The sequence below is a fragment of the Spirosoma flavum genome, from assembly GCF_042686045.1.
Classification (GTDB): Bacteria; Bacteroidota; Bacteroidia; order Cytophagales; family Spirosomataceae; genus Spirosoma; species Spirosoma flavum.
The window spans coordinates 14,443-30,306 of sequence record NZ_JBHUOM010000035.1; the positions used below are offsets into that span (position 1 = coordinate 14,443).

The window sequence follows — 15,864 nt, forward strand, 5'->3', positions numbered from 1 at the left end:
CAGGGAGGCTTCTTGGCTACCTATCAAGAGAAGCATTTTAGTCACCCAAAGGCTAAACAATACTAGCGTACACGGACTTATTGGGAAAGTAGTAAAACAAAAACTCAACGATAATGAATCAACAGCAAAAAGAGGCGAAGTACCCAGTGGCAACCGATGCAGATAGTCACAGGAGTACTTTAACGGATGACCCATCGGCCCACGAAGCTCCAGCAAAATCAGGTCATACCATACCCGTCGATAAGCTTCTTAAAACCGACAACCGCTCACCCCTAACGACGAACGTGGGGCAACCCATTGCCGACGACCAGAACTCCCTGCGCGCTGGTGAGCGCGGACCCACGCTGTTGGAAGACTTCTTGCTACGGGAGAAAATTCAGCACTTCGACCATGAACGCATTCCCGAGCGCATTGTCCATGCGCGGGGCGCTGCCGCTCACGGGCAATTCCAGCTGTATAAATCACTGGAAGAACTTACTACGGCAAAAGTGCTGACCGATACCTCTAGCCCAACACCCGTTTTTGTGCGTTTCTCGACCGTGGCCGGTTCGCGCGGTTCGGCTGACACCTCCCGCGACGTTCGTGGTTTTGCCGTCAAGATGTATACCCCCGAGGGTAACTGGGACATTGTGGGTAACAATATCCCAGTGTTCTTTATTCAGGATGCCATTAAGTTTCCCGATTTGATCCACGCGGCCAAACCCGAGCCAGACCGCGAAATTCCGCAGGCTGCTACGGCCCACGATACATTTTGGGACTTTATTTCGCTTACGCCTGAATCCATGCACATGATCATGTGGATTATGAGTGATCGCTCGATCCCCCGCAGCTTCGGCATGATGGAAGGGTTCGGGGTGCACACCTTCCGACTGATCAATGCACAGGGGAAATCGACTTTCGTTAAATTTCACTGGAAACCCGTACTTGGTGTTCACTCCCTTGTATGGGATGAAGCCCAGCAGATTGCGGGGAAAGATCCAGATTTCCACCGTCGTGATATGTCCGACTCTATCAAGGAAGGGAACTTTCTGGAATGGGAACTGGGAATTCAGACGCTGGCCGAAGAAGACGAACAGAAATACGATTTCGACATCTTGGATGCCACCAAACTGTGGCCCGAAGAGTTACTGCCGGTTCGCCGGGTGGGTAAGATGACACTAAATCGCAATCCCGACAATTACTTTGCCGAGACTGAGCAGGTGGCTTTTAACACGACGAATGTGGTACCGGGGATCAGCTTCAGTAACGATCCACTGTTGCAGGGCCGTAACTTCTCGTACCTGGATACACAGTTGAGCCGACTGGGCAGTCCCAATTTTACTGAGTTGCCAATTAATCGTCCGGTTGCTTCTGTGTCCAATAACCAGCGCGATGCCCAGATGCGGTACACCATCGACAAAGGGCGGGTGTCGTACGCGCCTGCCTCGCTCGATGGTCATTCCCCCGACGAGGTAACTCCCAGCCAGGGCGGCTACAAGACTTACCCTGAACCTGTGAGTGGCCCCAAGGTTCGGGTACGCAGCCGAACGTTTGACGATCATTACGGACAAGCTAAACTATTCTGGAACAGCATGAGCGGCCCCGAGAAAGAGCACATTGTCAAGGCGCTTCAGTTCGAGTTGAGCAAAGTAGAAACCCGTTCTATTCGTCAGCGAATGCTTAAGAACCTGCAACAGGTCAATAAAATGCTGGCTGATCAGGTAGCCGCGGCTCTAGGCGAACCGGAAACGGACGGTCTGGCACGGGGTTCCGCCGACTCCGTTGAGGGAGCACAGAAGCTGGCCGACGCGATGTCGGAAACAACCGCGTCGGGCGGGCTACAAACGTCCAAAGCGCTGAGTATGGAAGGCCAGCCGGGCGGTCCTAAAGGTCGGAAAGTAGCCATTTTGGTAGCCGATAATATTGATGTTGATCAGATCGTTGCGCTCAAAAAAGCGCTCAAAAAAGCGGGTGCCATAGGTGAGCTGATTGGCTCAAGTTTGGGTATGCTCAGCGAGTCAATGGAAATCACCAAAACGTTTGCCAACACTAGCCCGGCCCTGTTCGATGCGGTATTCGTACCGGGTGGTGCGGGAGCCAGTACATTGAAATCCAAGGGAGATGCCTGCGTCTTTTTAGCTCAGACCTACAAGCACGGCAAAGCCATTGGCGTTTTAGGCGAAGCGGTAGAGTTGTTGACGAAAGCATTGCCCGAAGGAGCCGCCTTCAATAAGCTGGGTGTGGTTTCGGAACAAAATGATAGTAGGCAGGATCAAGCCATTGATCAGTTCGTTGCCAGCGTGGGGTCGCGCCACTGGAAACGACCGGCCCTGGAACTGGTCGCGGCCTAACCAGGTTGACTTTACGACCCAGTAGACACCCCTAGTAAGCCGTGCTCTTATCCAATGTCACGGTTTACTAGGGCATCTACCCTTGTTACTACAAGGGGGTGCCAACATTCCGGCAGAATGGTCTACCAAGCCAATTCACCTGGTAAAGCCACTCGCCTTGAACGGACCGAAAGCTGATCCGTCCGATGGCTATGATCTTCGTAAACGCGTGTTTATATTTTTCGTCAAAATTTCGATCCTCGGGTGCATCTGCCGTTTCGTACCGCAGCCGCGCACGGTTGCAACGGCGGAACGCAAAATCCGTCACTCTTTACAAACTATTGATTTTCAATTCTATACAAAGAAGAGTAGAGCCGGGTGAATTTTGTTTAGACGTATCGCCTGTCAAATAAATAATTCATATTGAGTATTCAACGGCTTTTGTTGCCAATTCCTCTAACCGCTAACTCGTTCGGAATGCCAAGTGACTGAATCGGGCGCAGCAATGCCCATGGCCACTTAACCTGATTGACCCTAGGCTTTTATATGCTTTCCATTTTTGCGCCAGGATGCAGCTTTCGCTCTCTGAACGACAAGGGACGTTTTTAACGATTAAACGAGTTAATAAAGGCCGAAACGATAAAGTATTCCTCGCACCAGCCAATTTTGGCGGCAGGCGGAGTGGGCCTCATACTACCCGATCGAACCGCTTGGTTGACCTACCAATTTCAGGAATGGATTAGCCCACTCATCCCGCTAAATGCCTTAGCTGACCAGCCAATTCCGGCATCCAGTCCGATTTAGTTTCGAGAGCAGTCGGGGTGAGGCAATTTTGTATCAGTTAAACAACGCAAATAACTGATATAGACCATGATAAAATTACTCGTTTTGATGCTGGGACTGGTAGCCACTACCGCACCGTTCGCTCAACAGACCATACTACAAACGCCAGCCGCTTCAACTTATCAGGCCCGCTTATTGGTGACGGCCAATCAAAAAATTAGGTTGTACATCCAGCCGCAGTCGACCAAGGGGCTTATTATACTCCGCGACGCTCAGGACCACCCGCTCTACACCGCCACCGTAACGCTGAAAGAGGGTTTCGGCCAGCAGTTCGACATCACCGATCTGGCCGTTGGCACCTACCGGCTGACGGTTACAACCGGCACCGCGACGGCAACGAAAACGTTTATCGTTCAACCCGTACCCAATCAGACCTTCATCGTTCAGACAGCTTGATGAGCGTAGCATGCGGGTCATCCTCATCAGCCAGAAAGTGGCTGCGAATCTGGCATAACAGACATTGGTCCGGTTGGCCGGATTTTCGTTTTAACACCGTAGCTTTACCCAGTATGGACTCATTTTCTGCCAACTACCTCACCCTTAGCCAGAAAATTCGGCTGGCCCTTAGCGTGCTGGCCATCTACTGGCCCATTCGGGTATATGTTAATGTCAGCCCGTTAAGCTGGGCGGTAGTGGGTCACAATCTGCCTTTTTTTGCGATGGAAGGAGTGTTGACCTTTGGCCTTTTGCTGGGCTGGGTTTTTCTGATGGATCAACTGCAGGGGCGGCTGATGCACCAGTTTGGGCAGGCTGACACGGGCGAACTTCGGCTACCGATTCAATTGATCACCTTACTGGTGGCAGTCGGCCTGGCCCTTCTGTTTAATGGCCTCTTTGGCCAACTACGCCAGCGTTCGGAGCGGAAACTGGAGCGGGAATTCCCCCGATTGGGGCGGGCGCCGGACGATCACTTCGACGCCCACCCGGACACTAGAGGGCAACGCCGACGCATGAACAATGGATTAACCGTCCTTGCCTTACTGGCGACTTTTTATTTGACGGCGAATCGACGGTCATCCCGACGCATCCAGCAATTGCAGATCCAGGCCGAACGCTTAGAGAAAGAAGCCGTGCAGGCCCAGTTCGACGCCCTGAAAAATCAGGTGAACCCCCATTTTCTCTTCAACAGTCTCAGTATTCTCTCCTCCTTAGTGGATACCGATGCTAAGTTAGCGGTTCAGTTTATCAATCGATTGTCCAAAGCATATCGCTACATTCTGGAACAGAAGGATAATGAACGGGTGAGTCTGCGGACGGAGCTTGATTTCATCGCGGCTTATACCTTCCTGCTCACCCTTCGCTTCGAGGATAAACTCTTTGTCACCATTGAGGTGCCCGAAACAGCCCGTGACCGCTATGCCATTGCTCCCTTGACGTTGCAGTTGCTGGTCGAAAACGCCGTTAAACACAACCGGCTGTCGGAGGAAGAGCCGCTCCGGGTGAGCATCTCACTGGAGGGCAATTGCCTGCGGGTGAGCAACCCCATTCAGACACGGCCAGACCGGGAAGTCTCGACGGGGATCGGGCTGCAAAATATCACCAATCGCTACCGCCTGCTGACCCCGCAGCCCGTCTGGGTGGGCGAGGAGGATGGGGTGTTTGTCGTTAAACTTCCCCTGTTATGAACGTACTCATTATTGAAGACGAAAAAAGAACCGCCCAGCGTCTGGAAAGCCTGCTGATGCAGTATGATACCACCATCCGGGTACTGGCCCAGTTACCCTCGGTTGCCAAAGGGCTTGCCTGGTTTGCTGACCCGGCCAACGGCAAACCGGATTTACTCCTGCTCGACATTCACCTCGAAGATGGATCAGGCTTTCAGCTTATCGAGCAGGCGAAACTCACCCTGCCCATCATCTTTACGACCGCCTTTGACGAGTACACCCTGCGGGCCTTCAAAACCAACAGCATCGATTATTTGCTTAAACCCATCGACGAGGTCGAACTGGGAGCCGCCCTCGACAAGTTCAAATCCCTACGTTCATCACCTACCCCGGACCTGACCGCACTGCTCCAGTTATTGGGTCAGACCCCGCCCGTGGGATCACCCCAAGTTATGTACAAAGAGCGATTCATGGTGACCATTGGCCCCAGGATTCGCAGCATCGAAACCGCTGACATTGCTTATTTTTTCTTTGCTGACAAAGCTACCTGGCTGACCACACGGGAAGGCCAGCACGTATCCATCGAATACAGTCTGGATAAGCTAAGCGAGCTACTCAACCCGATCCGATTCTTCCGGGTCAACCGGGCATATTTAGTCGCGCTGGACTCGATTCGGACGATTCACGCTTTTTCGGGCGGCAAACTCAAAGTAGACCTGAATCCCAAACCCAACGACGAGGTGTTTGTGAGTGGCGACCGGATTACGCCCTTCAAAGAATGGTTAGGTAAGTAAGGGGCCTGCAGTCCGGTGGTCCGGCTTCCAACCAGCAAAACAGCCCACCTGACCCTTACTTACGGGCATTCAATCCGGTTCTTTTTCGGGTGTAGATGCGGGGCGACAGCTTTGTAGCATAAAAAAATGTCGTTGGGCCACTAAGTCTGGGCCATACAGATTCGATTTGCCATGAAAGCCTTTACCAAACAAGTCACGCTACTAGTTTTGCTCATTACGCTGAGCCTGTCAGGCCGGGCGCAACCCAGACCGGTTCAGATTACCGGTCACCTCGCCGACGAGAAACAACAACCCGTAGAGTTTGCTACGGTCGCTGTGCTAAAAGCGGCCGATGCGGCCCTTGTAAAAGCCACCTACACCGATGCCGCCGGGCAGTTTAGTTTCGATGGATTGGCCGACGGAACTTACAAGATTACCATCTCTTATGTCGGTTATACCAGCATGACTACCCCGATTTTCACGCTGTCGGCGGGGCAGCCGGTGGTCAAAATAGGCTCGATTGCCTTAGTGCCGCAGTCAAAACAACTGGCCGAAGTAGTTGTGACGGGACAGAAAGCGGTTATCGAACAGAAAATCGACCGGATGGTGCTGAACGTGGGGGCCCTGGCCTCCAACGCGGGTGCCACGGCCCTCGACATTCTGGAAAAATCACCCGGCGTCACTGTCGATCAGAGCGGGCAGGTGAGTCTGAAGGGCAAGAAAGAAGTGATGATTATGCTCGATGACAAGCTGACCTACCTGTCAGGCGATGAACTGGCGAACCTGCTGCGGTCGATGAGTGCGACGCAGTTGGATCAGATCGAAATCATGACCAACCCCTCGGCTAAATACGACGCGGCTGGCAATGCGGGCATTATCAACATTAAAACCAAAAAGACCGGTAACGTCGGCTTTAACGGTACGCTGACGCTGGGAGCGGGCTATTCACCCTATTTCAAGAGCAACGACGGACTGAACCTCAACTACCGGACGGGCAAGATTAACGCCTTTGCCAACTACAGCTTTATCCAGAACAACGGCTCGTTTGACATTGCTACCCAACGAAGTTTTGTGGACGCCACAGGGCAGCGAATCAGTGAGCTGAATCAATCGGCGAATCGGCTTTCGCACAGTCAGACTAACAGCCTGAAAGTGGGGCTGGATTATTTCGCCAGTGCCAAAACGACGCTCGGCTTCACCCTGTCGGGCTTCCTGAATCCGCAGCGGCCCACGGGTAACACCACCACGACCCTCGCCGATGCCAATGGCGTAACGACGACCACCATCCGCACCACCAGCCAGAGCGACGCCCTATGGCGCAACGGAGCCGTTAACCTGAACGCCCGCCATCAGTTCAGCCCGGACCGTGAACTGTCGGCCTCGGCGGATTACCTAAGTTATAAATCGACCAACGCGCAGACTCTGCTGAGCAACACCTACTCACCCGATGGCGGGTTGATCAGTCAGTTGCCGCTCCGGGGCGACATTCCGCTGAACATCAGCATTTACACCGCCAAAGCCGATTACAGCCAGCCTGTGGGTATGCTTTTTAAATTAGAAACGGGCCTGAAAACGGCGCTGATTCAGACCAACAATCAGGGGAATTATTTCACGCAGGTGAACGGCATCGAACAACCCGACTACCAGCGCAGCAACCAGTTCAACTACCGCGAAAACATCAACGCTTTGTACCTGAACGGCAGTCGGCAACTGGGTGCCCAGTGGTTCGCGCAGGTGGGACTGCGCTACGAAAACACACAGTACACCGGCCACCAACTGGGCAACCCCGTAAAACCCGATTCGTTGTTTCTGCGGCACTACAGTAACCTGTTCCCGACGGTGTTTCTAAGTTATAAAGCGAACGAAAAAAACCAGTTGGCCCTGTCGTTCGGCCGACGCATCGATCGGCCCGTGTATCAGGACCTCAACCCGTTCCTGAGCATCATCGACCAGTACAGCTACTCCACGGGCAACCCGTTTCTGCGGCCCCAGTTCAGCACCAACGTGGAAGTGAGTCATAACTACGGCGGGTTTCTGACGACCACGCTTAACTACAGCAAAACGGACGGCTTCATCACCGAGACGCTGCAACAGCAGGCGGGTGTCATTATCCGCAGCGTGGGCAACGTGGCCAGCCGTGACAACGCCGGACTGGCCGTGAGCCTGCAACTACCCATCACCCGGGCCTGGTCGGTCAACGCCTTTGCCAACGGGGCCTACACGCACTTCAACGGTACCATTGCGGACTACCCGTTCAACGCATCGGCGTTCAGCCTTAACCTGAACCTGACGAACCAGTTTACGCTGGGCAACGGCTGGGCCGCCGAGGTATCGGGTTTCTACCACGGCCGCAACCGCGACGAAGGGCAGGCCATCATCCGGTCCATCAGCCAGGTATCGCTGGGTTTATCGAAGCAGTTGCTGGAAAAGCGGGCGAGCCTGGTGTTCAACCTGCGCGACGTGTTCCACTCGCAGGTATCGCGCGAAATTCAGGACTTCCAGAACGTAGTCTCGACCATCCAGCTCACGCGGGATACACGGGTCGCCAACGTCTCATTCGTCTACCGGTTTGGTACGCCCGTAAAAGGTGCCACGCCAAGGGCCAAAAGCAGCGCCGACGAGGAGAAAGACCGCGTAAAAACATTTTAAATTCCTCCCTGAAATCACCTAAACCATGTCTTTATGAATTCTCCCCTGTCTATGCTGGCCATGCTGCTGTTTAGCTGGCTCACCAGCGTGCCCATTCGCCCGACTACTCCTGGGCAGACTACCGTGCCTGCTCCCCAACGGCCAATCGGTACCCCGTCACCCCTGGTGCTGATCGGTGACCTTGCCCGATTGGTTCGATTAGCCGAAGCGTTCAAGGCCACTCTGAGCAGCGACCAGATCGCCCTTGTGCAGTTACCTTACTCAAAAGCCAATGCAACCAAATGGTCAAATTTTCCGGAGTTTGCGGGTCGACCCCGGCGGGTGGGTATCCGTCTGGGGTTACTCAATCCCGCCCAGCTTAAGGCCGTCAAAGCCCTGATGGCCGACGTGATGGCCCAACACGTACCCAATGAGGGTTTCGATGAACTGGAAGGTAATTTAGCCGCCGACGAGTACTTCGGAAAGACTACCGGCAAAACGGATACCTTCTCACCGGGCAATTACTTTATGGCCTTTTTGGGCACGCCCAGCACCACGGAACTTTGGGAGTTGCAGTTTGGCGGTCACCACTACGCGTTTGCTAATACCTATGCTGGCGGCAGGGTCACCGGCGTAACCCCCTCATTCCGGGGGGTCGAACCAATGACGGCTGTAACGGCCAACGGCCGGACCTACCAGCCGGTCGAGCAGGAGCGGCAGGCCTTCGCCACGCTGCTGGCGGGTCTGAGCAGCCCTGAACAGACCACGGCTAAACTGTCGTCGACGTTCCAGGATATTTTGCTGGGGCCCGATCGAGACGGACAGTTTCCCACGGCCAAACAGGGTCTGAAGGTGGGCACCCTGTCGGCGGCTCAGAAAGCACTGGTGTTAAACGCCATTAAACTGTACGTCAATGATCTGGACCCGGGAACAGCCGCTCCGGTGCTGGCTAAATACACGGCCGAGTTAGCGGACACATACGTAGCCTACTCGGGTAGTGGCACCATGAATCAGCCCGGCGATTACGTGCGGCTGGACGGGCCGGGTCTCTGGATTGAATATTCGGCCCAGCCCAGCCGCGATTTTCCGGGAACAACGCATCCCCACTCGGTCTGGCGCGACCATCGCAGTGATTACGGCGGCAACTAAGCCTGTCGAACTGAATCAACTATACATAAACGATGAAAACCAGAACAACACTCATTTACCTGCCCCTGTTGACCCTGCTGTGGGCGTATGGTGTAGCCCAACCTACGCCGTCGAGCGCGAATAAACGGCAGTCGGGGCCGAAGAACGTGATGCTGATGAACCGGATTGGCCCCTCCGTATCCGAGCTTTACCTCGCCAATACCGACGGTACGGCGGAGCATAAACTACTACCCACCAAGGGCTTCGATTACCACCCGTCGTTTTCGGCCGATGGGAAATGGATTGTCTTTACCTCCGAGCGGGCGGGCGATGGACAGGCTGATATCTACCGAGTGCATCTCGACGGTACGGAATTGGAACAACTAACCAATAGCACTGCCTTAGACGATCAGGCAACCCTCTCGCCCGACGGTACGCAGCTTGCCTTCGTCTCAACCCGTGAGCAGTACTTAGCCAACATCTGGCTACTGAACCTGAAAACCCGCAAGCTGCGCAACCTGACGGGGCAAGAGGGCATCGCGGGCGCACCGAATAAGCCCAACGGTTACTTCCGGCCAGCGTGGTCACCCGATGGCAAGTGGCTGGCTTTTTCATCCGACCGAAATACAGAGTGGAAAGGCCACAGCAACGGTGCGGGCTGGGAACATGTGCAGGAACTGCGCGTTTATTTAATCAAACCGGATGGTACGGGCCTGCGCAAAATCTCCCGGGATAGCGTCTGTTCGGGTTCGCCTAAATGGTCGTCCGATGGCCGGCGGGTCGTGTTCTACGAAATGCCCGTTGAAGATACGTGGAATGCCCGCACTTCATTTGGGGCACCCAAAGCAACGGCTCAGATCGTGTCGGTAGATGTGCATACCGGCCAGCGAACTGTGCATACAACTGGTCAAGGCTTAAAATTAGTACCCCAGTTTGTGACCGCCGACAACATCGGCTTTATGGCCAAAGCCGGTCCCAACGAAGGCATTGGCTACACCAACGGCAAAGCAGTGAAGGGTAAGCTGCGGTCACCGGCCTGGTCGGCCGATGGAAAATTGATAGTGTATGAACGCCAGGACTGGAAACCCCGCCTACAGAACCAGTTGCTTTACAGTTGGGACTCCGAGCATGAATACCGCTACACCGACGTGTTCCCCAGCTTTTCAGTCGATGGCAAACTGCTGCTGACCGAAAAAAACGACAACTCCTCGATTGCGGTTATGGACGCTGACGGGTCCAATAGGAAGCGTATTTTTGACGCCAGTGGCAAAGGTGAAGCATTTTCGCCGGGCTGGTCGCCCGACGACCAATCGGTGGTGTTTGGGGTTGGTGGCTATTTTCAGAATCGTACGACACGGCAGGCTAAACTGATGCTGGTCAAACGCGACGGCACCGGGCTAAAAGACCTAACCGACGGTACGCCCAACGCGGGCTTCCCAAGCTTCTCCCCCGACGGTAAGCACATTGTGTACCGGGTGTGGGGAAACGATCAGCATGGGCTGCGAATTATGAACGTTGAGGACCGTTCGGTGCAGGTGCTGACGAAGGACTACGACAATGTGCCGTACTGGTCGCCGGATGGGACAAAAATCCTGTTTACCCGCAAACATGAGGGCAACAACTTTGACGTTTTCACCATCACCCCCGACGGGAAGCAACTCACGCAGTTGACAACTGCTCCCACCAACGATGCGCACGCGGTCTGGACGGATGATGGGAAACATATCCTGTGGAACAGTGGCGAGTACGGTTTTCGGGAAGAAACAGCCCTGCTCGACAACACGTTTCAGCCCTATGGCACTATCTGGATGATGAATGCAGACGGTACCCATAAGCGGGCCTTGACTGACAGTCCCTGGGAAGACTCGATGCCCCGCTTTGTCCCCCAAAATACCCATCACTAAATTGTCTTGTTAACAGCAGCATGGGCCTCTCAAAATTATGAAAATACGTCCCTTCATCTCCTTGTCGCTGCTCGTGCCTGTAGCAGCAGTCCCGGTTCATGCAGATTCGCCGGGGCTTTTCATCGCTCACTTTGACCATGTGCTTGGTACGTCATTCAGCGTCAAACTGGCAGCCCAATCGTGGGCTGTAGCCCGGCAGGCGGAACGGTCGATTCTGGCCGAGATCGACCGGCTCAACGCTGTATTGAGCAGTTACCGGCCCGACAGCGAGTTTAGCCGGTGGTTAGCCGCTCCGATGGGTGAAGCCACTGTATTATCTGACGACTTGTTTGACGTCTTAAGCCGGTTCGATTCATGGCGGACGCAAACAAACGGTGCGCTCAATGCCGCTGCCGAACACATAGGCCAGCTTTGGCAGAAAGCCGCTCAGTCGGGTCAGAAACCCGCCGACACGGACCTTCTGCGGACCGTTACCGAAGTGGGCCAAATCCACTGGCAGCTTGATGCCAACGCCAGGACCGCTACCCGCCTGACCCAGACCCCACTTCGACTGCATACCTTCGTCAAGAGCTACATACTGGACCGGGCGGCTGAAACTGCCTTGAACGAGCCGGGCCTCAATGGACTGGTGCTTAACAGCGGGGGTGACATTCTTGTACGCGGCAACTGGCAGGAGTCGATAGCCGTTGCTAATCCCCGTGCTTATGCCGAAAACGCGGCACCTCTAGCCCGGTTTTTCGTACAAAACCAGACTGTTGCCACGAGTGGCGATTACCGCAGGGGAACACAAATTGGACGTGAGTGGGTGTCGCATATCATGGACCCGCGTACGGGATTGCCTGCCCACGCCATCATCAGTGCCACGGTGCTACATCCCGATGCCGTCACGGCGGGTGCACTGGCTACGGCCTTTAACGTACTGGCACCGTCCGACAGCGCATCACTGGCTGCCCGGCTGCCCGGTTCAGAATACCTGCTGGTCAACCGCGACGGGCAATCGATCACCAGTGCGGGCTGGCCGGGCGTTGCCCAGCCCTCGTCTGAGGTTGTGCCGACCCCAACGTTACTGACGACCGTACATCTGCTTTCAGTACCGGCGAAGGACAAACTGTGGAATCCCAGTCAGGAATTGCTCATCACGGTTGAACTGGCGCGCTTTGAAGGCCGGTCGCACCGGCCGTTTATGGCAGCATGGGTCGAGGATGAAACCGGAAAACCCGTACGACAACTGGCCCTGTGGTACAATAAACCCCGTTGGCTGCATGAACTGCGGGAGTGGTACAATTTGCGCATCGATACCGGCAATGCCGCTTCGGTGACAAGCGCGACCCGCTCGCCGGGTGAATATACCCTCGTTTGGGACGGTAAAGATGAGAGCGGCCAATTTGTGAAGCAGGGCAAATACACGGTATTAATTGAAGCGGCCCGCGAGCACGGCAGCTACCAGTTAATGCGGCAGACGATGGATTTTAACGGAAAAGTAAAACAACAACCCTTCAACGGCAATGTCGAAATCACAGCCGCAGCCCTGGATTACCGCGAGAAATCAGCGGCTCACTAACGGTCAGCCGGGGAGCGCGTCAACCAATCCACCCCAACCCGTTCGCGGCCTGCGCTGGGCGGGGCTGGTGCGTTGGTTACACCTTTATCTGTCGGTGGTCAGTTTTGTGCTGGTCCTGTTCTTTGCCGTTACGGGCCTGACGCTCAATCATGCCGACTGGTTTGATGGAGCTTCCATAACGAATGAATTCCGGGGGCGTCTGAATCCCGCCTGGGTAAAGGGTGCCGATACGATAACGGTGGATAAGTTAGCCCTTGTCGAATACCTGCGGTCGGCGCACCGGATTCGGGGCGCCGTGAGTGATGTTCGCATCGATGACCGGGAGGTCAGTATCTCATTTCGGGGACCCGGTTATACCACCGATGCGTTCATCCGTCGCCCGGTTGGAACGTATCAGCTAACCGAAACCAACATGGGGCTAGTGGCCGTGCTGAACGACCTGCACAAAGGCCGCGACACAGGCCGGAGCTGGGCCTGGGTGATCGACGTGGCTGCGGTGTTTATGACGCTGGTGTCGGTAACGGGCCTGTTGCTGATGCTGGTGTTGAAGAAACGCCGGGTAAGTGGCCTTGGGTGGTTATTGGCGGGTGCCATAGCGAGTGGATTGGCATACTGGTGGTTGGTCGTTTAACCATTCAATCAAGGGACCAGTACTTCGCCCCGGCTTAACAACCGCGCGGTGCGGATAACACCCGACTTGCCCACCTGCATCGTGTCATTTTGCAGTGTAAATTCGAGTTGCACGGTGAACTCACCCGTTGGGTGTTCGACAGAATAGCCAGCCGTAGACGTTGATGGCAACACCGCAATCCCCTCGGCAACCGAGCCGGGGAGCAAGCAGGCCGTAGCGGTCGAGATGGCCCCTAAAACGCCGATGGCTTCGTGAACGGTGTGCGGAATAAAGGTACGGGTGCTGACCATGCCCCCCTGCCGGGGTGGCGCAATCAGGCATATTTTGGGTACGGTTTTACTGGATACATCACTGAGATTCATCAGCGGTCCGGCCGCCAGCCGGATGCGTTCAAGCCGATGGCGCAGCCCGTCGTTGGCTTCCAGTTCGGCGGGGGTTTCGTAGCCGGTCAGCCCAAAATCAGCCGCTCGCAGTACCACTTCGGGCATACCATTGTCGATGCATGTGACGGCGGTGCCTTCCACCCTGTCCAGCACGTTACCGGTGGGGAGCAGCGCCCCGCAACTCGATCCGGCAATATCCAGATAGTTGCACAGAATGGGAGCCGCCGTGCCGGGTACACCATCGACTTTGGCTAAACCTGCATAGTCCATCTGCCCGTTGGGGGTTTGTACCATCACCTCGCAGCGGCCACCCGTATTAACCATGTAGATGCGGGCGGTAGTTATCGGTTCACTCGCTGGAAACAGCCCGGATTCAATGGCGAACGGTAATACCCCAGCCAGGATATTGCCGCAGTTCTGCCCGGCTGATATGTGCCCCTTCCCGACGACTACCTGTAAGAACAGGTAATCCAGGTCAGAATCAGGGCGTTTTGAACGGCTGACTACCGCTACCTTACTGGTCAGGGAAGTTCCTCCGCCCAGCCCGTCAATCTGGCGTGGATCGCCGGAGCCAACGCCCTCCATCGCTCCCAGAATCAGTCGGTCCCGTTCGGCCGGGTCGGTGGGCAGGTCATCGGCGTTGACGAACAGGCCCTTTGAAGAGCCCCCCCGAAAGTACATAAACGGTATGGCGCGTTGTGGCATCAGGAAAGCTGGTTTTGTAAGATGAGGTTTTCCAAACTCGTCAGCGTTGCCCGCGACATAACCGGCTCTACGGCGCAGGCCGTCAGCATCGAGACAACGGCCTCAAGCTCGTGGCTCCGGCGCAGGGCATGGGTTTTACTACCCTCCAGAAACCGGTCGATCAGCGCATCATTATCCCCAATAATCGACCGGATTTGTTCGCGGATGTAATCCTCCAGCCCAAACGCCCGGCTCGCTTCCACGGCCTCGCCAATCACAGCCGCCATGCCTTTATACACAATCGACCGGAGCAACTTGCGCGTAGCAGCCTCGCCCATTTCATCACTCAACACCGTAATATCTACTCCTAATGGACGCAGCTTTTCGGCAAACAGAACTGCACCGGGACCCGACACTAAAAACGGACTCAGAATGCCTTTAGGTGGTACCGGAGCCATAATGGCCACATCAACAGCCATCGCACCAGCTTGTTCCACAATCGCGGCCACAGCTCGTTTGGTATCGGGCGAGGCCGTGTTCATTTCGGCGTAAATCTGTCCTGGCTGTAATGCGGGTAGCACTTCGGCCGCCACAAGTTCGGCCACAGCCGATAGGTTGACGCTTAGAATAATATCGGCTCCGCGAACAGCATCGGCATTATTAGCCGCCAGCCTAACTGACGGGAGCAGGGTATGTTTGGGAGCTGGATCGTGGCCAACGACATTCACCCCGAATGCCACCAAGCGTGGCCCGACCAAATCATTGGCGAAATGGCTCCCTGCTTCGCCTAAGCCAAGAATGGCGATGGTTAACTTATTCCCACCCATATATCTGAATCGACGTTTTACCCTGCCGTAACTGCTCGCGGATGGTTGCTTCTCGTAGCTCGCGGGCATGGGCTTTTTCAATAACTTCTCCAATGAGCCCCTGCGGTACAACGACCACCCCGTCGCGATCGCCCACGATGATATCGCCCGGATGAATGACAACTCCGCCGAATACGATAGGTTGGTTCAACGTACCGTCCTCAAAGCTCGACGTGCCCCGAATACAAAGTCCCCGGCTGAAAACCGGAAAATTCATGGCTTCGATGTCGTCGGCATCGCGAACGCAGGCGTCGATGACCAGTCCGGCAATGCCTCTGGTTTTAGCTCCCAGACTCATCAGGTCACCCCAGTACCCGGCTTCATAATAGTCCGAGCAGTGCGCTACCAGCACGTTGCCAGGCTGGGCATTGGCGTAAGCCCGGTGCAAAATCTTGTTATCGCGAGGCATCGTCTGTACCGTATAGGCGGGTCCGCAAATTTTCATGCTCGACGCAATCGGCTTGACGGCAGAGGGCAGGTTACCGATCTTGCCGAGGGCTTCGTGCAGCGTGGCAGCCGAGAATTTAGCCAGTTGTAAGTAGTCCATACG

The 15,864-nt window shown here is 55.2% G+C and carries 12 protein-coding genes; 9 read left to right on the plus strand and 3 right to left on the minus strand.

Going from position 1 to position 15,864, the window contains the following annotated elements:
• Positions 1-113: 113 nt before the first annotated feature.
• The 9 genes from ACFS25_RS27330 (at position 114) to ACFS25_RS27370 (ending at position 13,381) form a co-directional block, all read left to right on the plus strand.
• A complete protein-coding gene (locus tag ACFS25_RS27330) occupies positions 114-2,330 on the plus strand; it encodes a catalase (protein ID WP_381507673.1) in 2,217 nt (738 codons plus the stop codon).
• 849 nt (positions 2,331-3,179) lie between these two features.
• Positions 3,180-3,548 carry a T9SS C-terminal target domain-containing protein gene (locus ACFS25_RS27335; protein ID WP_381507675.1) on the plus strand — a complete coding sequence of 123 codons (369 nt, stop codon included), beginning with the start codon at positions 3,180-3,182 and terminating at the stop codon, positions 3,546-3,548.
• A gap of 113 nt (positions 3,549-3,661) precedes the next feature.
• Entirely contained in the window at positions 3,662-4,777 is a 1,116-nt protein-coding gene (locus ACFS25_RS27340; RefSeq protein WP_381507677.1) for a sensor histidine kinase, read from the plus strand.
• On the plus strand, positions 4,774-5,550 hold the full coding sequence (locus tag ACFS25_RS27345) for a LytR/AlgR family response regulator transcription factor (RefSeq protein WP_381507679.1): 777 nt from the start codon (positions 4,774-4,776) through the stop codon (positions 5,548-5,550). The genes ACFS25_RS27340 and ACFS25_RS27345 overlap by 4 nt, the downstream gene beginning before the upstream one ends.
• A gap of 171 nt (positions 5,551-5,721) precedes the next feature.
• A complete protein-coding gene (locus ACFS25_RS27350; RefSeq protein ID WP_381507681.1) occupies positions 5,722-8,178 on the plus strand; it encodes a TonB-dependent receptor domain-containing protein in 2,457 nt (818 codons plus the stop codon).
• Between the two features lie 33 nt (positions 8,179-8,211).
• Positions 8,212-9,306: a DUF3500 domain-containing protein gene (locus ACFS25_RS27355; RefSeq protein WP_381507683.1), complete on the plus strand. Its 1,095-nt coding sequence runs from the start codon at positions 8,212-8,214 to the stop codon at positions 9,304-9,306.
• Between the two features lie 32 nt (positions 9,307-9,338).
• Positions 9,339-11,189 (plus strand): TolB family protein, encoded by a 1,851-nt coding sequence (locus tag ACFS25_RS27360; protein ID WP_381507685.1) that lies wholly within the window; start codon positions 9,339-9,341, stop codon positions 11,187-11,189.
• Positions 11,190-11,226: 37 nt separating this feature from the next.
• A complete protein-coding gene (locus ACFS25_RS27365) occupies positions 11,227-12,750 on the plus strand; it encodes a DUF2271 domain-containing protein (RefSeq protein ID WP_381507687.1) in 1,524 nt (507 codons plus the stop codon).
• On the plus strand, positions 12,695-13,381 hold the full coding sequence (locus ACFS25_RS27370; RefSeq protein WP_381507688.1) for a PepSY-associated TM helix domain-containing protein: 687 nt from the start codon (positions 12,695-12,697) through the stop codon (positions 13,379-13,381). Before ACFS25_RS27365 ends, ACFS25_RS27370 begins: the two co-directional genes overlap by 56 nt.
• Before the next feature lie 8 nt (positions 13,382-13,389).
• Here ACFS25_RS27370 and ACFS25_RS27375 read toward each other — a convergent pair whose 3' ends face one another.
• Genes ACFS25_RS27375 through ACFS25_RS27385 form a run of 3 tightly spaced genes read right to left on the minus strand, consistent with a single transcriptional unit; the run spans position 13,390 to position 15,861 of the window.
• The gene (locus tag ACFS25_RS27375) at positions 13,390-14,469 is read right to left on the minus strand and encodes a 4-oxalomesaconate tautomerase (RefSeq protein ID WP_381507690.1); all 1,080 of its coding nucleotides are present in this window, start codon (positions 14,467-14,469) and stop codon (positions 13,390-13,392) included.
• Entirely contained in the window at positions 14,469-15,275 is an 807-nt protein-coding gene (locus ACFS25_RS27380; RefSeq protein WP_381507692.1) for an NAD(P)-dependent oxidoreductase, read from the minus strand. Before ACFS25_RS27380 ends, ACFS25_RS27375 begins: the two co-directional genes overlap by 1 nt.
• Positions 15,262-15,861, minus strand: coding sequence for a 4-carboxy-4-hydroxy-2-oxoadipate aldolase/oxaloacetate decarboxylase (locus ACFS25_RS27385; RefSeq protein WP_381507695.1), 600 nt, complete (start codon positions 15,859-15,861; stop codon positions 15,262-15,264). The genes ACFS25_RS27380 and ACFS25_RS27385 overlap by 14 nt, the downstream gene beginning before the upstream one ends.
• Positions 15,862-15,864 lie beyond the last annotated feature (3 nt).

Excerpts from the sequence above, each read along its gene's own strand:
- ACFS25_RS27330 (WP_381507673.1), top strand. The coding sequence starts at position 114 with ATGAATCAACAGCAAAAAGAGGCGAAGTACCCAGTGGCAACCGATGCA.
- ACFS25_RS27335 (WP_381507675.1), top strand. The coding sequence starts at position 3,180 with ATGATAAAATTACTCGTTTTGATGCTGGGACTGGTAGCCACTACCGCA.
- ACFS25_RS27340 (WP_381507677.1), top strand. The coding sequence starts at position 3,662 with ATGGACTCATTTTCTGCCAACTACCTCACCCTTAGCCAGAAAATTCGG.
- ACFS25_RS27345 (WP_381507679.1), top strand. The coding sequence starts at position 4,774 with ATGAACGTACTCATTATTGAAGACGAAAAAAGAACCGCCCAGCGTCTG.
- ACFS25_RS27350 (WP_381507681.1), top strand. The coding sequence starts at position 5,722 with ATGAAAGCCTTTACCAAACAAGTCACGCTACTAGTTTTGCTCATTACG.
- ACFS25_RS27355 (WP_381507683.1), top strand. The coding sequence starts at position 8,212 with ATGAATTCTCCCCTGTCTATGCTGGCCATGCTGCTGTTTAGCTGGCTC.
- ACFS25_RS27360 (WP_381507685.1), top strand. The coding sequence starts at position 9,339 with ATGAAAACCAGAACAACACTCATTTACCTGCCCCTGTTGACCCTGCTG.
- ACFS25_RS27365 (WP_381507687.1), top strand. The coding sequence starts at position 11,227 with ATGAAAATACGTCCCTTCATCTCCTTGTCGCTGCTCGTGCCTGTAGCA.
- ACFS25_RS27370 (WP_381507688.1), top strand. The coding sequence starts at position 12,695 with ATGTCGAAATCACAGCCGCAGCCCTGGATTACCGCGAGAAATCAGCGG.
- ACFS25_RS27375 (WP_381507690.1), bottom strand. The coding sequence starts at position 14,469 with ATGCCACAACGCGCCATACCGTTTATGTACTTTCGGGGGGGCTCTTCA.
- ACFS25_RS27380 (WP_381507692.1), bottom strand. The coding sequence starts at position 15,275 with ATGGGTGGGAATAAGTTAACCATCGCCATTCTTGGCTTAGGCGAAGCA.
- ACFS25_RS27385 (WP_381507695.1), bottom strand. The coding sequence starts at position 15,861 with ATGGACTACTTACAACTGGCTAAATTCTCGGCTGCCACGCTGCACGAA.